Genomic DNA, 16,932 nt, shown 5'->3' with positions numbered 1-16,932 from the left:
CAGGCTCCCCGCCTCCGAAGTGCCACCGCGGCACCGCCGGCCCGGGAGCCGGGCGAACTCCTTCCGCATCACCCTCACAGGAGACTCCTCGCGTGCAGACCCCCGCCGTCACGGACCTGGCGCACACCCACGCCCGGCCGGTGCACTGGCTGGCCACCGCCACCGCGATGGCCGGAGTCGTCGCCCTCGCCGGGCTGCTCCACTCCGGCCCGGCCGGAGCCACGGCAGCGCCACCGGCACCCCGGCCCGCGCCCGACGCGGCCACGGCCCACTACCCGCTGGAATGCGGAGGGCTCCCGAACAAGATCGTCCAGCGGGCCACCGGAGACCTCGACGGCGACGGGAACCCCGAGACGGTCGCCGTCGTCCGCTGTGACGCCGGCTCCGGCACCCCGCCCAGCGGCGTCTATGTCCTCACCCACGCCAAGAACACGGAAAAAGGCGCCGGCGAGAACACCGGCGCCTCCGCGGCCCGAGTCGTGGCCACCCTCGTCGAACCGTCCGAGAAGCGGAGCGTGACCGACTTCGCGATACGCGGCGGAGCCGTCCACGCGACCCTGCTCGGCTACTCCTCGCTCGACGTCCCCAGCTGCTGCCCCGACCAGACCGACCGCGTCACCTGGCGCTGGCGGGGCGGGGTCTTCCTGCGCACCACCCGGACCGAGGACCAGGCCGCCTGACGGAGGCCGGTACTCCCGTACGGCCCGCGGCCGCGCCCGTCACCGATCGGCGGGCGTCAGCCGGCGTCGGGCCCGTACACCTCGACGCCGTCGCCGGCCCGCCGGACATGGATGCACTCGCCCGGACACTCCTTCACGGAGTCCACCACGTCCTGCAGCAGCGGCAGCGGCACCCGCGTCGTCGCGCCCGGCGCCTGGAGCAGCTCGTCGTCCGCGCTCTTCACATACGCGAGCCCGTCGATGTCGAGCTCGAAGACCTCGGGAGCGTACTGCGCGCAGATCCCGTCCCCGGTGCACAGGTCCTGGTCGATCCAGACCTCCAGTGCCTCCTCGGTGCCTACCGCCGGGGCCTCCTGCTGCACGCTCATCTCTCCTGCCGTTTCTGCCTCGCCTGGACAAGTCGGGCCAACCCTGACGGGTGTTGACCACCCATGACGATACCGCCGCCCGCTTTGGCGGGCTCCGCCGGTGGGTATCCCCCTGGCGTGAGGGGAAGCGCAAGGGTGAAGATCGGACACACCTCGGAGTCTTTGTGATCTAGGGGTTTCAATCATCACCCACCCAGGTAGGGTCAGGAAGCGTCCAGCTCCCCTTGGAGGAGGTGAGGACCGTGGCAGCCCACGACGACGACATCAACCGCGGCATCCGGCCGGGCCGGGGCTCTGAAGACCCCGCCGGTCAGGTCGCCTATCTCGAGCAGGAAATCGCCGTCCTGCGCCGCAAGCTCGCCGACTCTCCGCGTCACACGAGGATTCTCGAAGAGCGGATCGTCGAGCTGCAGACGAACCTGGCCGGCGTGTCCGCGCAGAACGAGCGGCTCGCCAGTACGCTCCGTGAGGCCCGCGACCAGATCGTGGCGCTCAAGGAAGAAGTCGACCGGCTCGCGCAGCCGCCGGCCGGCTTCGGTGTCTTCCTGCAAGCCAACGAGGACGGCACGTGCGACATCTTCACCGGGGGCCGCAAGCTCCGGGTGAACGTCAGCCCCAGCGTCGAGCTCGACCAGCTCAAGCGGGGCCAGGAACTCATGCTCAACGAGGCGCTCAACGTGGTCGAGGCCATGGCCTTCGAGCGCGCCGGCGACATCGTCACCCTCAAGGAGATCCTCGAGGACGGCGAGCGCGCCCTGGTCATCGGACACACCGACGAAGAACGCGTGGTCCGGCTCGCCGAGCCCCTGCTGGACATCACCATCCGCCCCGGCGACGCCCTGCTCCTGGAACCCAGGTCCGGGTACGTCTACGAGGTGGTCCCCAAGAGCGAGGTCGAAGAGCTCGTCCTCGAAGAGGTCCCGGACGTCGACTACGACAAGATCGGCGGTCTGGGCAACCAGATCGAGCTGATCCGCGACGCGGTCGAGCTTCCGTACCTCTACCCGGACCTCTTCAAGGAACACGAACTGCGGCCCCCGAAGGGCATCCTGCTCTACGGACCGCCCGGCTGCGGCAAGACGCTCATCGCCAAGGCCGTCGCCAACTCCCTTGCCAAGAAGGTCGCCGAGGTGACCGGCCAGCCCGCGGGGAAGTCCTACTTCCTCAACATCAAGGGCCCCGAGCTCCTCAACAAGTACGTCGGCGAGACCGAGCGGCACATCCGCCTGGTCTTCCAGCGCGCCCGCGAGAAGGCGAGCGAGGGCACCCCCGTCATCGTCTTCTTCGACGAGATGGAATCGCTCTTCCGCACCCGCGGATCCGGCGTCAGCTCGGACGTGGAGAACACCATCGTCCCGCAGCTGCTCGCCGAGATCGACGGTGTGGAGGGCCTGGAGAACGTCATCGTCATCGGCGCCTCCAACCGCGAGGACATGATCGACCCCGCGATCCTGCGCCCCGGCCGGCTCGACGTCAAGATCAAGATCGAGCGTCCGGACGCGGAGGCCGCCAAGGACATTTTCGCCAAGTACCTCACCGCCTCCCTCCCGCTCCACGGGGACGATCTGGCCGAACACGGCGGGTCGCGGGAGGCCGCCGCCCACGGAATGATCCAGTCCGTGGTCGAGCAGATGTACGCCGAATCCGAGGAGAACCGGTTCCTCGAGGTGACGTACGCCAACGGCGACAAGGAAGTCCTCTACTTCAAGGACTTCAACTCCGGCGCGATGATCCAGAACATTGTCGACCGGGCCAAGAAGATGGCCATCAAGGCCTTCCTCGACCACGACCAGAAGGGCATCCGCGTCTCCCACCTCCTCCAGGCCTGCGTGGACGAGTTCAAGGAGAACGAGGACCTGCCCAACACCACCAACCCCGACGACTGGGCCCGGATCTCCGGCAAGAAGGGCGAGCGGATCGTCTTCATCCGCACCCTCGTCACCGGAAAGCAGGGCGCGGACACCGGCCGGTCCATCGACACGGTGGCCAACACCGGTCAGTACCTGTAGCGACGCGCGCAACCGGCTGCGGATGTCCGGAAACGGACATCCGCAGCCGTCGCTTTCCACTCACCGATTCGTTTTGATCTCCCCGTACGCGCGCGACCGCTCTAGGCTCGTGGGTGTACCGCCGCAACACGCACGGTGCGGGGAGCGGCGCCGGGCAAGGAGGGTCGCATGACCGTACGGCGAGTAATGGGCATCGAGACGGAGTACGGGATCTCCGTCCCCGGGCACCCCAACGCCAATGCCATGCTCACCTCGTCCCAGATCGTCAACGCCTACGCGGCGGCGATGCACCGGGCGCGGCGCGCCCGCTGGGACTTCGAGGAGGAGAACCCGCTGCGGGACGCCCGCGGCTTCGACCTCGCTCGCGAGGCCGCCGACTCCAGCCAGCTCACCGACGAGGACATCGGCCTCGCCAACGTCATCCTGACCAACGGCGCCCGGCTCTACGTGGACCACGCCCACCCCGAGTACAGCGCCCCCGAGGTCACCAACCCCCGGGACGCCGTCCTGTGGGACAAGGCCGGCGAACGGATCATGGCCGAGGCGGCCGCGCGCGCCGCCCAGCTGCCCGGCGCCCAGCCCATCCACCTCTACAAGAACAACACCGACAACAAGGGCGCGTCCTACGGCACGCACGAGAACTACCTGATGAAACGGGAGACCCCGTTCTCGGACATCGTGCGCCACCTGACGCCGTTCTTCGTCTCCCGCCAGGTCGTCACCGGCGCCGGCCGGGTCGGCATCGGCCAGGAAGGCCGCGAGCACGGCTTCCAGCTCAGCCAGCGCGCCGACTACTTCGAGGTCGAGGTCGGCCTGGAGACCACCCTCAAGCGCCCCATCATCAACACCCGTGACGAGCCGCACGCGGACGCCGAGAAGTACCGGCGGCTGCACGTGATCATCGGAGACGCCAACCTCTCCGAGATCTCCACCTACCTCAAGCTCGGCACCACCGCGCTCGTCCTGTCGATGATCGAGGACGCCTTCATCACCGTCGACCTCGCCGTCGACCAGCCCGTGCGCACCCTCCACCAGGTCTCCCACGACCCGGGCCTGCAGTACCTCGTCACGCTGCGCAGCGGCCGGACACTCACCGCGGTGCAGCTTCAGATGGAGTACTTCGAGCTGGCCAGGAAGTACGTCGACGAGCGCTACGGGACCGACGCCGACGAGCAGACCAAGGACGTCCTCACCCGTTGGGAGGACACGCTCTACCGGCTCGAGAACGATCCGATGAGCCTGGCCGGCGAGCTGGACTGGGTCACCAAGCGGGAGCTGATGGAGGGCTACCGCCGCCGCGACAACCTGGACTGGGACGCCGCCCGGCTGCACCTCGTCGACCTCCAGTACGCGGACGTACGCCCCGAGAAGGGCCTGTACAACCGGCTGGTGGCCCGAGGGCGGATGAAGCGCCTGCTGGACGAGCCGGCGGTGGAACGGGCCGAGACGAACCCCCCGGACGACACCCGGGCCTACTTCCGCGGCCGCTGCCTGGAGCAGTACGCGGACGACGTGGCCGCCGCCTCGTGGGATTCGGTCATCTTCGACCTCCCGGGTCACGACTCGCTCCAGCGGGTGCCGACGCTGGAGCCCCTCCGGGGTACCCGGAGCCATGTGAAGGACCTCCTCGACCGGTGCAGGACGGCCGAGGAACTGGTGCGGGTCCTTTCCGGCAACGCGGGAGCCTGAAATGGCCGGGCACTGGGAATCATGAGATCAGTGCCCGGACGTTGCAGAAACTGCGGGGCCGATGTCAGTCCCGGCTTGTAGGGTCGGATCTGGTACTGACCCAACCGAGCGGGCCGATTCGAGCGGGGTGAGGAAATGGCGACCAAGGACACCGGCGGCGGACAGCAGAAGGCGACGCGTTCCACCGAGGAGGTCGAGGAGACCACGGCGGAGGCGAGCTCCGACCTCAAGGAACGCCAGGAAAAGCTGAGCGACGACGTGGATTCCGTTCTGGACGAAATCGACGACGTCCTCGAGGAGAACGCAGAGGACTTCGTTCGCTCATTTGTGCAAAAGGGCGGCCAGTAGCCTTCGAAGCGAAGGTGAAAAGCGGGGGTTGTGCTCGGAAGTGGCACTTCGAAGGATGCGCGCGGTGTGGCGAGAAGAAGCCGCGCGCATTCTTCGCTCTCCGGCCCCGTGGAGTGACCGGGACTCGCTCCGCGTGGCGTCGCGACGCGACAGCCTCGTACGGCCTGCCCCCGCGGTCCCTGCCGCATCCGCCGAAAGGCCCCGGCCACGCATGTGGATCACCGCCACGAGACGGGTAGGGTCCGTGGCGTACTGTGCTGCAACTGTCATTCGGCCATCGGAAAGTTGGGAGACGATCCCGACGTCCTTCGTCGGGCCATCGCATACCTGGAGGGCAACGCGTGGAAGCAAACAATCTGAGCACCGGGCGTCTCCCAGCAGCCTTCCTGACGCCGGGGTCCTCGTCGTTCATGGACTTCCTGGCCGATCACTCGCCGCAGCTGCTCCCGGGCAACCGGAAGCTGCCGGAGGGGGTCGTCGAGGCGCCGCACGGCACCACCATCGTCGCCGTGACGTTCCCCGGGGGCGTGGTGCTCGCCGGTGACCGGCGCGCCACGATGGGGAACATGATCGCGCAGCGGGACATCGAGAAGGTGTTCCCGGCCGACGAGTACTCGGCGGTCGGCATCGCCGGCACCGCCGGTCTCGCCGTGGAGATGGTCAAGCTGTTCCAGCTGGAGCTGGAGCACTTCGAGAAGGTGGAGGGCACGACGCTCTCCCTGGAGGGCAAGGCCAACCGCCTGTCCACCATGATCCGCGGCAACCTCGGCATGGCCATGCAGGGTCTCGCCGTCGTCCCGCTCTTCGCCGGCTGGGACGAGAGCCGCGAGCGGGGCCGGATCTTCTCCTACGACGTCACCGGCGGCCGCTCCGAGGAGCACGGGTACGCCGCCACCGGCTCGGGTTCGATCTTCGCGCGCGGGTCGATGAAGAAGCTGTACCGGGAGGACCTGACCGAGGAGCAGGCCACCACGCTGGTCGTCCAGGCGCTGTACGACGCGGCGGACGACGACTCCGCGACCGGCGGCCCGGATCTGGCACGCCGGATCTTCCCGATCGTCACCGTCATCACCGAGGAGGGCTTCCGCAGGCTCTCGGAGGAGGAATCCTTCGCGCTGGCCCGGTCCGTCACCGAGCGGCGTCTGGAGCAGCCCGACGGGCCGCGCGCCGCCCTGCTCTGACCGCGCGTCGACCTCGTAGCGAAGAAGCCTTTCGGACCGGAAGAAAGGGACGGTAGCCGGTGTCCACGCCGTTCTATGTCTCACCCCAGCAGGCCATGGCGGACCGGGCGGAGTACGCCCGCAAGGGCATCGCCCGGGGCCGCAGTCTCGTCGTCCTCCAGTACGCCGACGGCATCGTGTTCGTCGGCGAGAACCCGTCTCGCGCCCTGCACAAGTTCAGCGAGATCTACGACCGGATCGGCTTCGCCGCGGCCGGCAAGTACAACGAGTACGAGAACCTGCGGATCGGCGGGGTGCGCTACGCCGATCTGCGCGGGTACACCTACGACCGCGACGACGTCACCGCGCGCGGTCTGGCCAACGTCTACGCGCAGACGCTGGGCACGATCTTCTCCAGCGCGGGCGAGAAGCCGTACGAGGTGGAGCTGGTCGTCGCCGAGGTCGGCGCGGAGCCGGAGGGCGACCAGATCTACCGGCTGCCGCACGACGGGTCGATCGTCGACGAGCACGGTTCGGTCGCGGTCGGCGGCAACGCGGAGCAGATCAGCTCGTTCCTGGACCAGCGGCACCGGGACGGGATGTCGCTGGCGGAGGCGCTGAAGCTGGCCGTGCAGGCGCTGTCGCGGGACACCAACGGCGGCGAGCGGGAGATTCCCGCGGAGCGGCTGGAGGTGGCGGTGCTGGACCGGACGCGGCCGCAGCAGCGGAAGTTCAAGCGGATCGTCGGCCGCCAGCTGAAGCGCCTGCTGGAGGCGGACGACGCGGCGGTGACCCGCACGGACGACCCGTCGGACGAGGCCGCCGAGGAGTAGTCCGCGGGAGTGTGGCAGGGCCCCGGAGCCGTACGGCTCCGGGGCCTTTGCCGTACCCGGGGTCAGGTGCTCGGGGCGGGGCCGGAGGAGGCACGGCGGGCGAGGGTGACGGGCAGGTCGTCCGTCTCAGGGGCGCGGCCGTCGAGGACGGCGAGGAGGGCGTCCATGCCGCGTTCGCCGATGCGTTCGGCGGGGAGGGCGACGGTGGTGAGTTCGGGTTCGAGGGCGGTGGCGAGGGCCAGGTCGTCGAAGCCGGTCACGGAGAGGTCCTCGGGGACGCGCAGGCCGAGCCGGCGGGCCGCCTTGCAGGCGCCCGCGGCGAGGATGTCGTCGTCGCAGACGATGGCGGTGGGCCGGGGGCCGGGCCGGGTGAGGGCGTGTTCGGTGACTTCGCGGGCGCCCTGGACGTCGAGCGGGGCGCGGACCACCGTGACGCTCGCGTCGCGCAGGGCGTCGGCGAGCGCGGCGCCGCGGACGTCGAAGGTCCAGGAGGAGACGGCGGAGGCGAGGTGCAGGAAGCGCCGGTGGCCGAGGCCGAGCAGGTGGCCGGTGACCTGGCGCATGCCGTCGGCGATGTCGAGGTTGACGTGGGCGGCGGCGCCGGGGTCGGCGGGGTCGCTGTCGAGCATCACGAGGGGGAGGTCGGTGCCGGCGAAGGCCTTGAGGGCCTCGGCGGCCATGGAGGAGGCGATGACGCCGTCGAGGGCGGCGCGGGCGGAGGCGAAGGGGTCCCGGGCGGGGCCGATGCCGGCGGGGGAGGGGTAGAGGACGACGCCGAAACCGTGCCGGGCGGCGACGGTGGCGGCGCCGGTGTAGACGCGGGCGAAGAACTCGTTGGTGAGGGCGGGGACCACGAGCAGGGCGGTGCGGGTGCGGCCGAGGCGCAGGTTGCGGGCGGCGAGATTGGGGCGGTAGCCGAGGTGCGCGGCGGTCTCGCGGACGGTGGCGGCGGTGCGTTCGGAGACGCGGCCGCGCCATTTGTCGCCGAGGACGAGGGACACGGTGGCCTGCGAGACGCCGGCGACGCGGGCGACGTCGCGGCTGGTGGGGCGGTGCCCGCCGGGGGGCTCGGGGCTGTGCACGCGTACGACCTCCGCGGCGGCTGTGTGCTGGTTCGTGTGGACGCGCGGGTGGACCGGCGTGGTGCGGTCATGGTACGTATGACCCCGTCGCGTTATACGTAAAACCTCGGGTTGATGCCCCGGGAGGGAGACCCCATGCCCACCGAGGCACCCGCGAGCGGCGGTTATCTCGAGATCCTTCGCGCGCCCCATGCCACGCGCCTGCTCACCGGCACCCTCGTGGGCCGGCTGCCGAGCGGGACGGGGCCGGTCGCCCTGACGGTGTTCACCCGCGCCGAGGGCGGCAGTTACACCCTCGCCGGCGGGCTGATAGCCGTGTACGGCCTGGCCATGGCCGTCGGCCAGCCCCTGCTGGGCCGGGCCGTCGACCTCAAGGGCCAGCCTCGCGTCCAGCTGCCCGCCGCGCTCCTCTCCGCCCTCGGCATGGCTGTGCTGGCCGTCGCCGGCATCGGCAACCTCTTCCTCGCCTACGCGGCCGTCCTGGTCGCCGGACTCTTCACCCCGCCGCTCGAAGGCGGGCTGCGGGCGCTGTGGCCGAGCGTGCTGGGCCGGGCGGACCAGGTGCACCGGGCGTACGCCCTGGACGCCGTCGCCCAGGAGGTCATGTTCACCGCCGGGCCGCTGCTGCTGACCCTGCTCGTGGCGCTGTGGTCGCCCGCCGCCGCCCTCCTCGTCATCAACGTCCTCGGTGTCCTCGGCGCCCTCTCGGTGGTGCTCTCGCCGCCGTCGCGGGCCTGGCGCTCCGCGCCGCGCGAGGCGCACTGGCTGGGCGCGCTGCGCTCGCCCGGTCTGCTCGCCCTGCTCGGTTCGTTCTTCTTCGTGGGGCTGGCGCTCGGCTCCATCACGGTGGCCGCCGTCGCCTACGCCGACGATCTCGGTGACGACGCGGTCTACGGCTGGCTGATGGCGGCGCTCGGGCTCGGCGCGCTGATCGGCGGCGTGGTGTACGGGGCCCGCCAGTGGGCGGGCGCGCCGGAGAGGCGGCTGCGGGTGCTGGTGCTGCTGCTCGCGGTCGGCTATCTGCCGCTGGTCCTGGTGCCCAGCGCGGTCCCGATGGCGTTCCTGGCGGCCCTCGCGGGGGTGTTCCTGGCGCCGTCCATCGCCTGTGCCTTCATCGTGGTCGACCGGCACGCGCCGGCCGGCACCGTCACCGAGGCGTTCTCCTGGCTGGTCACGACCTTCGGGGTCGGCTCGGCGCTCGGCTCGGCGGTCTCCGGGCCGGTCGTCGAAGTGGCCGGGACCCCCGCCGGTTTCGCCGTGGCCGGGGTCGGCGGCTTCGTGGCCTTCCTGGTGCTGCTCGCCACCGGCCGGGTGCTGGGGGACGTCACCCCGGTGCGACACGCCGTCGGCGGGGGTGGGGGAAGCGCCCCGCTGCCCGGCGCGCGGGGCGAAAATGACGCGCGGTCCTCGGGAAACGAACGAAACGGGGCGGCCGAACCCGGTTTCAGCACAGGCCGTCAGGCGTAATGTTCAGACATGGACCGCCGCATTTTCGGGCTGGAGAACGAGTACGGCGTCACGTGCACGTTCAGGGGACAGCGCCGACTGTCTCCTGACGAAGTGGCGCGGTACCTCTTCCGCCGTGTCGTGTCATGGGGCCGCAGCAGCAATGTCTTCCTGCGGAACGGCGCCCGCCTGTACCTGGACGTGGGTTCGCATCCGGAATACGCAACTCCCGAATGCGACAACGTGGTCGAACTGGTCACCCACGACAAGGCCGGCGAGCGCATTCTGGAAGGACTTCTCGTCGACGCGGAACGCCGCCTGCACGAGGAAGGAATCGCGGGCGACGTCTATCTCTTCAAGAACAACACCGACTCCGCCGGAAACTCCTACGGCTGCCACGAGAACTATCTGGTGGCCCGGCACGGGGAGTTCTCCCGGCTCGCGGACATCCTCATTCCGTTCCTGGTGACCCGGCAGCTGATCTGCGGCGCCGGGAAGGTGCTGCAGACCCCGCGGGGTGCCGTGTACTGCGTCTCGCAGCGGGCCGAGCACATCTGGGAGGGCGTCAGCTCGGCGACCACCCGGTCGCGTCCCATCATCAACACCCGCGACGAGCCGCACGCGGACGCCGAGCGCTACCGGCGCCTGCACGTCATCGTCGGCGACTCCAACATGTCCGAGACGACCATGCTGCTCAAGGTCGGCGCCACCGACCTCGTGCTGCGCATGATCGAGGCGGGCACCGTGATGCGCGACCTGACCCTGGAGAACCCGATCCGGGCCATCCGCGAGGTCAGCCACGACATCACCGGCCAGCGCAAGGTGCGGCTCGCCAGCGGCCGCGAGGCGTCGGCGCTCGAGGTGCAGCGGGAGTACTTCGAGAAGGCCGCCGACTTCGTCGACCGCCGGGGCATCCGCAGTGGCACGGTCGCCCAGGTCCTGGACCTGTGGGGCCGTACCCTCGACGCGATCGAGCAGGAGGCGCTCGAGCGGGTCGAGACCGAGATCGACTGGGTCATGAAGTACAAGCTCATCGAGCGGTACCGGGCCAAGCACAACATGACGATGTCGCATCCGCGGATCGCTCAGATAGACCTCGCTTACCACGACATCCACCGCCGCCGCGGGCTGTACTACCTGCTCCAGAAGAACGGCCAGGCGGCCCGGATCTGCAACGACGTGAAGATCTTCGAGGCGAAGTCGGTGCCGCCGCAGACCACCCGGGCGCGGCTGCGCGGCGACTTCATCCGGCGGGCGCAGGAGCAGCGCCGGGACTTCACCGTCGACTGGGTCCACCTCAAGCTCAACGACCAGGCGCAGCGCACGGTGTTGTGCAAGGACCCGTTCCGCTCGGTCGACGACCGGGTGGAAAAGCTGATCGCCGGTATGTAGGACCGGGCGCCGCCCGGCGTACGACCGGCTCGGACGGACCGTCGGCCCCGCACGTTTCGCGTGCGGGGCCGACGGCATTCACAGTGTGGTCCCCTAGAGTGTCGGGACAACTACCGTGCCGTCTGAGATCTGAGGAACTAGTGCGCCGACTTGCCGGCCTGCTCGTCGTTCCGCTGCTGCTGCTCACCACAGCGGCCTGCGGCAGCGACAACAAGGGCTCCGATTCCGATTCCGGTTCGATGAAGAACGGGCTTCCCGCCATCACGGCGGGGGAGAAGTTCGGTGAGAAGCCGACCGTCTCCAAGGGCGTGGGCGCCCCGCCCAAGTCGCTCAAGGTCAACGTGATCAGCGAGGGCAAGGGCCCGGTCACCAAGAACGGTGACGCGCTTCAGGTGAACTACCTGGGCCAGTCGTGGGACTCGACCACCCCCTTCGACAACAGCTTCGACCGGAAGCAGCCCTTCGAGCTGACGCTGGGCGCCGGACAGGTCATCAAGGGCTGGGACCAGGGCCTCGCGGGCCAGAAGGTCGGCAGCCGCGTCATGATCGGCATCCCGCCGGAGCTCGGGTACGGGGCGCAGGGCCAGGGCGACATCAAGCCCAACGCCACGCTGGTGTTCGTGGTCGACATCCTGAAGGCCGTCACCATCCCGAAGACCGCCGAGGGCACCGAGGTCGCCCAGGAGAACAAGGACCTGCCGAAGGTCGGTACCAACACCGACGGCAAGGCGCCCTCGCTGACGATCCCCAAGGTGGATCCGCCGACCAAGCTGGTCTCCAACTACATCCTGGAGTCCAAGGGCGAGGCCGTGAAGGCCACGGACACGGTCGTGGTGAACTACGTCGCCTCCATCTGGAAGGACGGCAAGGTCTTCGACTCGACGTACCAGGCGGGCAAGCCGGCCAACTTCCCGCTGGCCAACCTGACCCTGAAGGGACTCAAGGACGGCCTCGTCGGCAAGAAGGTCGGCAGCCGTGTGCTGATCGTCGCGCCGCCGTCGGAGGCCTTCGGCGCCGAGGAGAAGCAGGGCATTCCGAAGAATTCCACCCTGGTCTTCGCTGTGGACATCCTGACGAAGATGTAAGACTGTCCCGGTCGCGCGGGCCATCGTCCGTGCGGTTCATCGTATGAGGAGCACACTGCAGTGAGCATCGAGAAGCCCGAGGTCGACTTCCCGGGCGGCGAGGCGCCGTCCGACCTGGAGATCAAGGACATCTGGAAGGGCGACGGCGAGGTCGCCGAGGCCGGCGACGTGGTCGACGTCCACTACGTGGGTGTGTCCTTCGAGTCCGGCGAGGAGTTCGACGCCTCCTGGAACCGCGGTTCCGCGCTGCAGTTCCAGCTCGGTGTCGGCATGGTCATCCAGGGCTGGGACAAGGGCGTCCAGGGCATGCAGGTCGGCGGCCGCCGTCAGCTGATCATCCCGTCGCACCTGGCGTACGGCGAGCAGGGCGCGGGCGGCAAGATCGGCCCGAACGAGACGCTGATCTTCGTCTGCGACCTCGTGGCCGTCCACAAGCGCTGACCCGGATCGCGAGACCGGACCGAGGGTCCCCGCCCATCAGGGCGGGGACCCTCGGCTTTGGTCCACACACCCCGGGGCGGTACGGTCGGACCTCCGAAGAGTCCAACCGGTAAAAGAGGGTGCGGGGCGTCGATGGCGATTGCCAAGGCCGAGCGGCTGATGAACCTGGCGCTGTGTCTGCTCGGCGCCCGCCGGCCGCTCAGCAAGCGCGAACTGCGGGGGTCCATCGAGGCCTATGTCGAGGCCTTCCGACCGGGGCCCGGCGGGGCGTCCGGCGAGGACGCCTTCAACCGGATGTTCGAGCGCGACAAGGATGATCTGCGCGAGCTCGGCCTGGTCATCGAGACCGTCGAGAACCTGGACGGCGAGACCGGCTACCTGGCCCGCCGCGACTCCAACCGGCTGCCGCCCATCACCCTGGACGCCGAGGAGGCCGCCGCGCTCGGCCTCGCCGCCAAGGTGTGGCAGCAGGCCCGCCTCGCCGGCGCCGCGAGCGGCGCCCTGCAGAAGCTGCGCGCCGCCGGCATGCCCGAGGCGGAGGACCCGTACGACGACCGGCCGGGCGCGCTGGAACCCCGTATCCCGGTCCACGAGGCCGCCTTCGAGCCGCTGATGCTGGCCTGCCGCGACCGCCGCCCGGTCGTCTTCGACTACCGCAAGGCCAACGCCGCCCGCCCCGAGCCCCGGCAGGTCGAGCCGTGGACCCTGGAGTGCTGGCGCGGCCACTGGTACCTGGCGGGCTGGGACCGCGACCGGGGCGCGGAGCGGGTGTTCCGGCTGTCCCGGATCACCGGCAAGGTGCGCTCCCGGGCCGGCGCGTTCACCACGCCCGTGCCCGACGCCGTCACCGTCCGTGAGACCGTCGAGAGCTGGGCGGGCGAGACCGCCACCCGGACCGCCCGGATCCGGCTGCGGGCCGGCTGCGCCTATCCGCTGCGGGCCAAGGCCACCGCGGTGACCGAGGGCACCGACGGCTGGGACGAGCTGGAGATCCCGTACGGGCACGGCCTCGACGCCTGGCTCGTGGAGTTCGGCCCCGACGTGGTCGTGCTGGAACCGGCCGATCTGCGGGCCGACGTGGTGGACCGGCTGCGCGCCGTGGCCAAGGGCTGAGGGGAAGAGGAACGACCGTGGCCGTCAACGCCATCGACCAGACGAGGCGGATGCTCTCCCTCGTCACGTATCTGCGCGAACGTCCGGGCGCGCACGTCGCCGACGTCGCCCGGGCCTTCGGGATCACCGAGGACGAGCTGATCTCCGACCTGGACGTGCTGCCGATGTGCGGCACCAGCTTCCGGGGCGGCGATCTGCTGGACATCGACACCGACGGCGACCGGATCTGGTGGCGCAATCCGAACGCCCTGGGCGCGGAGGCCGCCGAGCCGCTGCGGCTCGCCGCCGACGAGGCGACCGCGCTGCTGGTCGCGGCGCGCGCCGTGGCGACGCTGCCCGGGCTGCGCGAGGGCGACCGCGACGCGCTGCTGCGGGCGACCGCCAAGCTGGAGGCGGCGGCCGGTGAGGCCGCCGGGGCCAGCTCCCGGCTCTCGGTGACCTTCGAGTCCGAGGGCGGGGTGTTCGCCGAGGTCGACCGGGCGATCTCGGAACGCCGCCGGCTGTGGCTGCGCTACTACTCGCCCGCGCGCGACGAGCTCACCGAGCGCGAGGTGGACCCGATCCGGCTGTTCGCCGTCGGCCACACGTACATGGAGGCGTGGTGCCGGCTCTCCGAGGCGCGCCGCACCTTCCGGCTCGACCGGGTGGCCGAGATCCGGCTCCTGGACGAGGCCGCCGCGCCGCCGGAGATCGAGCTGCGGGACCTGTCGGCGGGGCTGGTGCAGCCGTCCGCCGAGGACCCGGAGGTCGTGGTGGAGGTGGGGCCCGGCGGCCGCTGGGTCGCCGAGTACTACCCGCACGACCGGGCCGAGGAACTGCCCGACGGGGGACTGCGGATCACCCTGCGGACCCCGGCGCCCGCCTCGCTGCGACGGCTCGCGCTGCGGCTCGGCAGCGACGGGCGGATCGTGTCCCCGCCGGAGCTGGCGGACAGCGCGCGCGAGGCGGCGGCCGCGGCGCTGGCCGCGTACGACGGCTGAGCGGCGGGCCGGGAGCGGCGGGGTGCGTGCGTTAGCGAGTGCCAGGGCATCCGCCGGGCCGGTGTCCGGCGGACCGGACGGTGACGTTCCGGAGCGGCGGGGCGCTGTTCCCCATGAGGGGTGTCGTCCGGGCGCCTCTCCCGAGCACAGGGAGAGTCAAGGGAAATGTCCGTGATGCCCGGCCTCATGGCTCCGGTGGCCCCGGTTCCCCCGGTCGCGCAGGTCCTCTACAAGGCCGCCTGCCCCGACTGCCGCGCCCGCTTCGAACTCTCCGCGGGCGCTTTCCGGCTCGCCATCGGCGCGAGCCGTCGTACCACCTTCTACTCCTTCACCTGCCCCGAGTGCGGCAGCGCCGTCCGCAAGCCGGCCGGGGAGCGGATCGTGGAACTCCTCACCGACGGCGGCGTCAACACCCTGCGCCTGCACATCACGGTTCGGTCCGCCGCCTGCTGAAGGGCGGCATATGCCGGGCGTCCATCGGCGAGCGGACCGGCCCACGGACCGGCCCACGGACCGGCCCACGGACCGGCCCATGGACCTGTACGGGCCGCGGCCGGCCACCGGCGGCGGCCCGCTCCCGCACAGCGTCTAGGCTCGGCATATGTTCTGGCCCATGCTCGCCGTCGCTCTCGGCTTCCTCGGCATCGCCGTCCTCGGCGTCCTCGGCATCAAGGTCTTCGTGGAGGCGCGGCGTCTCGGCCGTCAAGTGGCCCGCACCACAGAGCGCATCCATCAGGCCGCCGAGGACCTGGAACGCGCCGCCACCGACCTGGCGCGAACGGGGGAGACCCTGCGCTGACTTCGGGCTTGTCCCGCGCGGTGTCCAGGCGCGGGGCGCAATCGCGAGTATGCACAGTCATTGCCGCCCGTTTACCCCTGCGGGTTACGATCGCATGCAGCGCGGTGGCCGGACGCCCGTCCGGCCCGCCGGGCACGCACTTCCAATGTCGCCTCGGTGAAGAAGGTAAACAGCTATGGGTAGGCTCGGCCCCACCGAGATCATTCTGATCCTTGTCGTGATCATCCTGCTCTTCGGCGCCAAGAAGCTCCCGGACATGGCTCGTTCGCTGGGCAAGTCGGCACGCATCCTCAAGAGCGAGGCCAAGGCGATGAAGTCCGACGACCAGCAGAGCGCGCCCGCCGACCCGCCCCACGCCACCCCCGCGGACCAGGCGGTGCCCCGGACCATCCAGGCCGCGCCCGGCGACGTGACCAGCGCGCGTCCCGTGGCCGAGCCCACCGACACCACCAAGCGCTGAGCTGACCCGGCCCGCCGTAGCCGCCGCGTCACGCGGCGGCTGCCGCACGAGATGAGGACGTGGGTTGCTCAAGTCCGCCCGCAAGCAGGAGAAGGACCCCGAGGGCCGTATGCCCCTCGTGGAACACCTGCGTGAGCTTCGGAACCGCCTGGCGAAGGGCCTGCTGGCCATCGCGGCGGTCACCATCGTGGCCCTCGTGTACAGCGAGGAGCTGATGCAGTTCCTGACCGGGTCGGTGCCCAAGTGCGGGCCCGGTGTCACCAGCGACGGAGGCAACTGCGCGATCGTGTCCTTCAACACGCTGATGGCGCCGTTCAGCACGACCATCCAGCTCTCCCTCACGACGGGTCTCGTCGTGGCGAGCCCGGTCTGGCTGTACCAGCTCTGGGCCTTCATCGCGCCCGGTCTGCACAAGCACGAGAAGAAGTACACATACGCCTTCGTCGGCGCCGCGGTCCCGCTCTTCGCGGCCGGCGCCTACCTCGCGTACCTCATCCTTCCCGTCAGCGTGCAGGTGCTCATCAGCCTCACGCCCGCGGGATCCGCCAACATCCTCTCGCTCGGTGACGTCCTCGACTTCACCCTGCGCATGGTGCTCGTCTTCGGCCTCGCCTTCGAGCTGCCGCTGGTGCTGGTGATGCTGAACCTCACCGGCGTCCTCAGCGGCCGCCGGATGGCCCGCTGGTGGCGCGGCGTGATCATGGGCGTGTTCGTCTTCGGCGCCGTGATCACCCCGACCACCGACCCGGTCGGCATGCTCGCCCTGGCCGGCCCGATCACCGTGCTCTACCTGGCGGCCGTCGGCTTCTCGCTGCTCAACGACAGGCGGCGCGGACGCAAGAACGCCGATGCCGCTCTCGACGACGACGAGGCCTCCCGGCTGGACCTGACCCCCGAGGCGATCGGCGAGGTCGAGACCGTGGGTGCCGCGCGGGTGCTGCCCGAGCAGGCCACTGGCGAGTCGGACGGAGCCAGGTCGCAGCGGCTCAACGGTTACGACGACATCACCTGATGTAGGGTCCCCCCTCAGACCCGATCCGGGGGGAC

18 protein-coding genes and 1 pseudogene are annotated in these 16,932 nt (G+C 70.4%); 17 read left to right on the top strand and 2 right to left on the bottom strand.

Annotated features, from left to right (window positions below; translation table 11 throughout):
• The first annotated feature begins 92 nt into the window (after positions 1 to 92).
• Positions 93 to 680 carry a hypothetical protein gene (locus tag ABZ693_RS17700; RefSeq protein WP_359877695.1) on the top strand — a complete coding sequence of 196 codons (588 nt, stop codon included), beginning with the start codon at positions 93 to 95 and terminating at the stop codon, positions 678 to 680.
• A gap of 56 nt (positions 681 to 736) precedes the next feature.
• On the opposite strand, the gene ABZ693_RS17695 is transcribed toward ABZ693_RS17700, so the two are convergent.
• A complete protein-coding gene (locus ABZ693_RS17695) occupies positions 737 to 1,048 on the bottom strand; it encodes a ferredoxin (protein WP_359877692.1) in 312 nt (103 codons plus the stop codon).
• A gap of 242 nt (positions 1,049 to 1,290) precedes the next feature.
• Between ABZ693_RS17695 and arc the strand changes: the two genes are divergently transcribed.
• The 6 genes and pseudogenes from arc to prcA all read left to right on the top strand — a co-directional run bounded on the left by arc (position 1,291) and on the right by prcA (position 7,087).
• A complete protein-coding gene (gene arc / locus ABZ693_RS17690) occupies positions 1,291 to 3,057 on the top strand; it encodes a proteasome ATPase (RefSeq protein WP_359877690.1) in 1,767 nt (588 codons plus the stop codon).
• Positions 3,058 to 3,225: 168 nt separating this feature from the next.
• On the top strand, positions 3,226 to 4,746 hold the full coding sequence (gene dop / locus ABZ693_RS17685) for a depupylase/deamidase Dop (protein ID WP_359877687.1): 1,521 nt from the start codon (positions 3,226 to 3,228) through the stop codon (positions 4,744 to 4,746).
• Between the two features lie 135 nt (positions 4,747 to 4,881).
• Positions 4,882 to 5,094, top strand: coding sequence for a ubiquitin-like protein Pup (locus ABZ693_RS17680; RefSeq protein ID WP_175439096.1), 213 nt, complete (start codon positions 4,882 to 4,884; stop codon positions 5,092 to 5,094).
• A gap of 171 nt (positions 5,095 to 5,265) precedes the next feature.
• Positions 5,266 to 5,454: pseudogene (locus ABZ693_RS17675) on the top strand (endonuclease domain-containing protein); the annotation flags it as partial.
• Complete coding sequence (gene prcB, locus ABZ693_RS17670; RefSeq protein WP_359877683.1) at positions 5,436 to 6,275, top strand: proteasome subunit beta; 840 nt, start codon at positions 5,436 to 5,438, stop codon at positions 6,273 to 6,275. The pseudogene ABZ693_RS17675 and the gene prcB, both read left to right, overlap by 19 nt.
• 59 nt (positions 6,276 to 6,334) lie before the next feature.
• Positions 6,335 to 7,087: a proteasome subunit alpha gene (gene prcA, locus ABZ693_RS17665; RefSeq protein ID WP_359877682.1), complete on the top strand. Its 753-nt coding sequence runs from the start codon at positions 6,335 to 6,337 to the stop codon at positions 7,085 to 7,087.
• 62 nt (positions 7,088 to 7,149) lie between these two features.
• Here the strand turns inward: prcA and ABZ693_RS17660 are convergent, their stop codons facing one another.
• Positions 7,150 to 8,169 carry a LacI family DNA-binding transcriptional regulator gene (locus ABZ693_RS17660; RefSeq protein ID WP_359877680.1) on the bottom strand — a complete coding sequence of 340 codons (1,020 nt, stop codon included), beginning with the start codon at positions 8,167 to 8,169 and terminating at the stop codon, positions 7,150 to 7,152.
• 135 nt (positions 8,170 to 8,304) lie between these two features.
• Here ABZ693_RS17660 and ABZ693_RS17655 point away from each other — a divergent pair, with 135 nt between their 5' ends.
• The 10 genes from ABZ693_RS17655 to tatC all read left to right on the top strand — a co-directional run bounded on the left by ABZ693_RS17655 (position 8,305) and on the right by tatC (position 16,897).
• On the top strand, positions 8,305 to 9,636 hold the full coding sequence (locus ABZ693_RS17655) for an MFS transporter (RefSeq protein WP_359877677.1): 1,332 nt from the start codon (positions 8,305 to 8,307) through the stop codon (positions 9,634 to 9,636).
• A 9-nt stretch (positions 9,637 to 9,645) separates the two neighbouring features.
• Positions 9,646 to 11,007, top strand: coding sequence for a Pup--protein ligase (gene pafA, locus ABZ693_RS17650; RefSeq protein WP_359877674.1), 1,362 nt, complete (start codon positions 9,646 to 9,648; stop codon positions 11,005 to 11,007).
• A gap of 140 nt (positions 11,008 to 11,147) precedes the next feature.
• Positions 11,148 to 12,092 (top strand): FKBP-type peptidyl-prolyl cis-trans isomerase, encoded by a 945-nt coding sequence (locus tag ABZ693_RS17645; RefSeq protein WP_359877671.1) that lies wholly within the window; start codon positions 11,148 to 11,150, stop codon positions 12,090 to 12,092.
• Between the two features lie 60 nt (positions 12,093 to 12,152).
• Positions 12,153 to 12,533, top strand: a complete 381-nt coding sequence (locus ABZ693_RS17640; RefSeq protein WP_359877668.1) for an FKBP-type peptidyl-prolyl cis-trans isomerase — start codon at positions 12,153 to 12,155, stop codon at positions 12,531 to 12,533.
• Between the two features lie 132 nt (positions 12,534 to 12,665).
• Positions 12,666 to 13,646 (top strand): helix-turn-helix transcriptional regulator, encoded by a 981-nt coding sequence (locus tag ABZ693_RS17635; protein WP_359877665.1) that lies wholly within the window; start codon positions 12,666 to 12,668, stop codon positions 13,644 to 13,646.
• Positions 13,647 to 13,663: 17 nt separating this feature from the next.
• Positions 13,664 to 14,626, top strand: a complete 963-nt coding sequence (locus tag ABZ693_RS17630) for a helix-turn-helix transcriptional regulator (RefSeq protein WP_359877662.1) — start codon at positions 13,664 to 13,666, stop codon at positions 14,624 to 14,626.
• Between the two features lie 174 nt (positions 14,627 to 14,800).
• The gene (locus ABZ693_RS17625; RefSeq protein WP_359877846.1) at positions 14,801 to 15,079 is read left to right on the top strand and encodes a hypothetical protein; all 279 of its coding nucleotides are present in this window, start codon (positions 14,801 to 14,803) and stop codon (positions 15,077 to 15,079) included.
• 148 nt (positions 15,080 to 15,227) lie between these two features.
• The gene (locus ABZ693_RS17620) at positions 15,228 to 15,425 is read left to right on the top strand and encodes a hypothetical protein (protein WP_359877661.1); all 198 of its coding nucleotides are present in this window, start codon (positions 15,228 to 15,230) and stop codon (positions 15,423 to 15,425) included.
• Between the two features lie 175 nt (positions 15,426 to 15,600).
• Positions 15,601 to 15,885 (top strand): Sec-independent protein translocase subunit TatA, encoded by a 285-nt coding sequence (tatA, locus tag ABZ693_RS17615; RefSeq protein ID WP_359877658.1) that lies wholly within the window; start codon positions 15,601 to 15,603, stop codon positions 15,883 to 15,885.
• A 64-nt stretch (positions 15,886 to 15,949) separates the two neighbouring features.
• The gene (gene tatC, locus ABZ693_RS17610; protein WP_494485952.1) at positions 15,950 to 16,897 is read left to right on the top strand and encodes a twin-arginine translocase subunit TatC; all 948 of its coding nucleotides are present in this window, start codon (positions 15,950 to 15,952) and stop codon (positions 16,895 to 16,897) included.
• The last annotated feature ends 35 nt before the right edge of the window (positions 16,898 to 16,932 follow it).

Origin of the sequence: Streptomyces laurentii, assembly GCF_040635425.1 — a bacterium.
GTDB lineage: Bacteria > Actinomycetota > Actinomycetes > Streptomycetales > Streptomycetaceae > Streptomyces > Streptomyces laurentii.
The sequence above is the reverse complement of the archived record's forward strand: the minus strand, read 5'-3'. Positions and strand labels throughout refer to the sequence as shown.

Coding starts and splice junctions, on each gene's coding strand:
- ABZ693_RS17680 (WP_175439096.1), top strand. CDS start 4,882: ATGGCGACCAAGGACACCGGCGGCGGACAGCAGAAGGCGACGCGTTCC.
- tatA (WP_359877658.1), top strand. CDS start 15,601: ATGGGTAGGCTCGGCCCCACCGAGATCATTCTGATCCTTGTCGTGATC.
- pafA (WP_359877674.1), top strand. CDS start 9,646: ATGGACCGCCGCATTTTCGGGCTGGAGAACGAGTACGGCGTCACGTGC.
- ABZ693_RS17625 (WP_359877846.1), top strand. CDS start 14,801: ATGCCCGGCCTCATGGCTCCGGTGGCCCCGGTTCCCCCGGTCGCGCAG.
- ABZ693_RS17695 (WP_359877692.1), bottom strand. CDS start 1,048: ATGAGCGTGCAGCAGGAGGCCCCGGCGGTAGGCACCGAGGAGGCACTG.
- ABZ693_RS17655 (WP_359877677.1), top strand. CDS start 8,305: ATGCCCACCGAGGCACCCGCGAGCGGCGGTTATCTCGAGATCCTTCGC.
- ABZ693_RS17620 (WP_359877661.1), top strand. CDS start 15,228: ATGTTCTGGCCCATGCTCGCCGTCGCTCTCGGCTTCCTCGGCATCGCC.
- dop (WP_359877687.1), top strand. CDS start 3,226: ATGACCGTACGGCGAGTAATGGGCATCGAGACGGAGTACGGGATCTCC.
- ABZ693_RS17635 (WP_359877665.1), top strand. CDS start 12,666: ATGGCGATTGCCAAGGCCGAGCGGCTGATGAACCTGGCGCTGTGTCTG.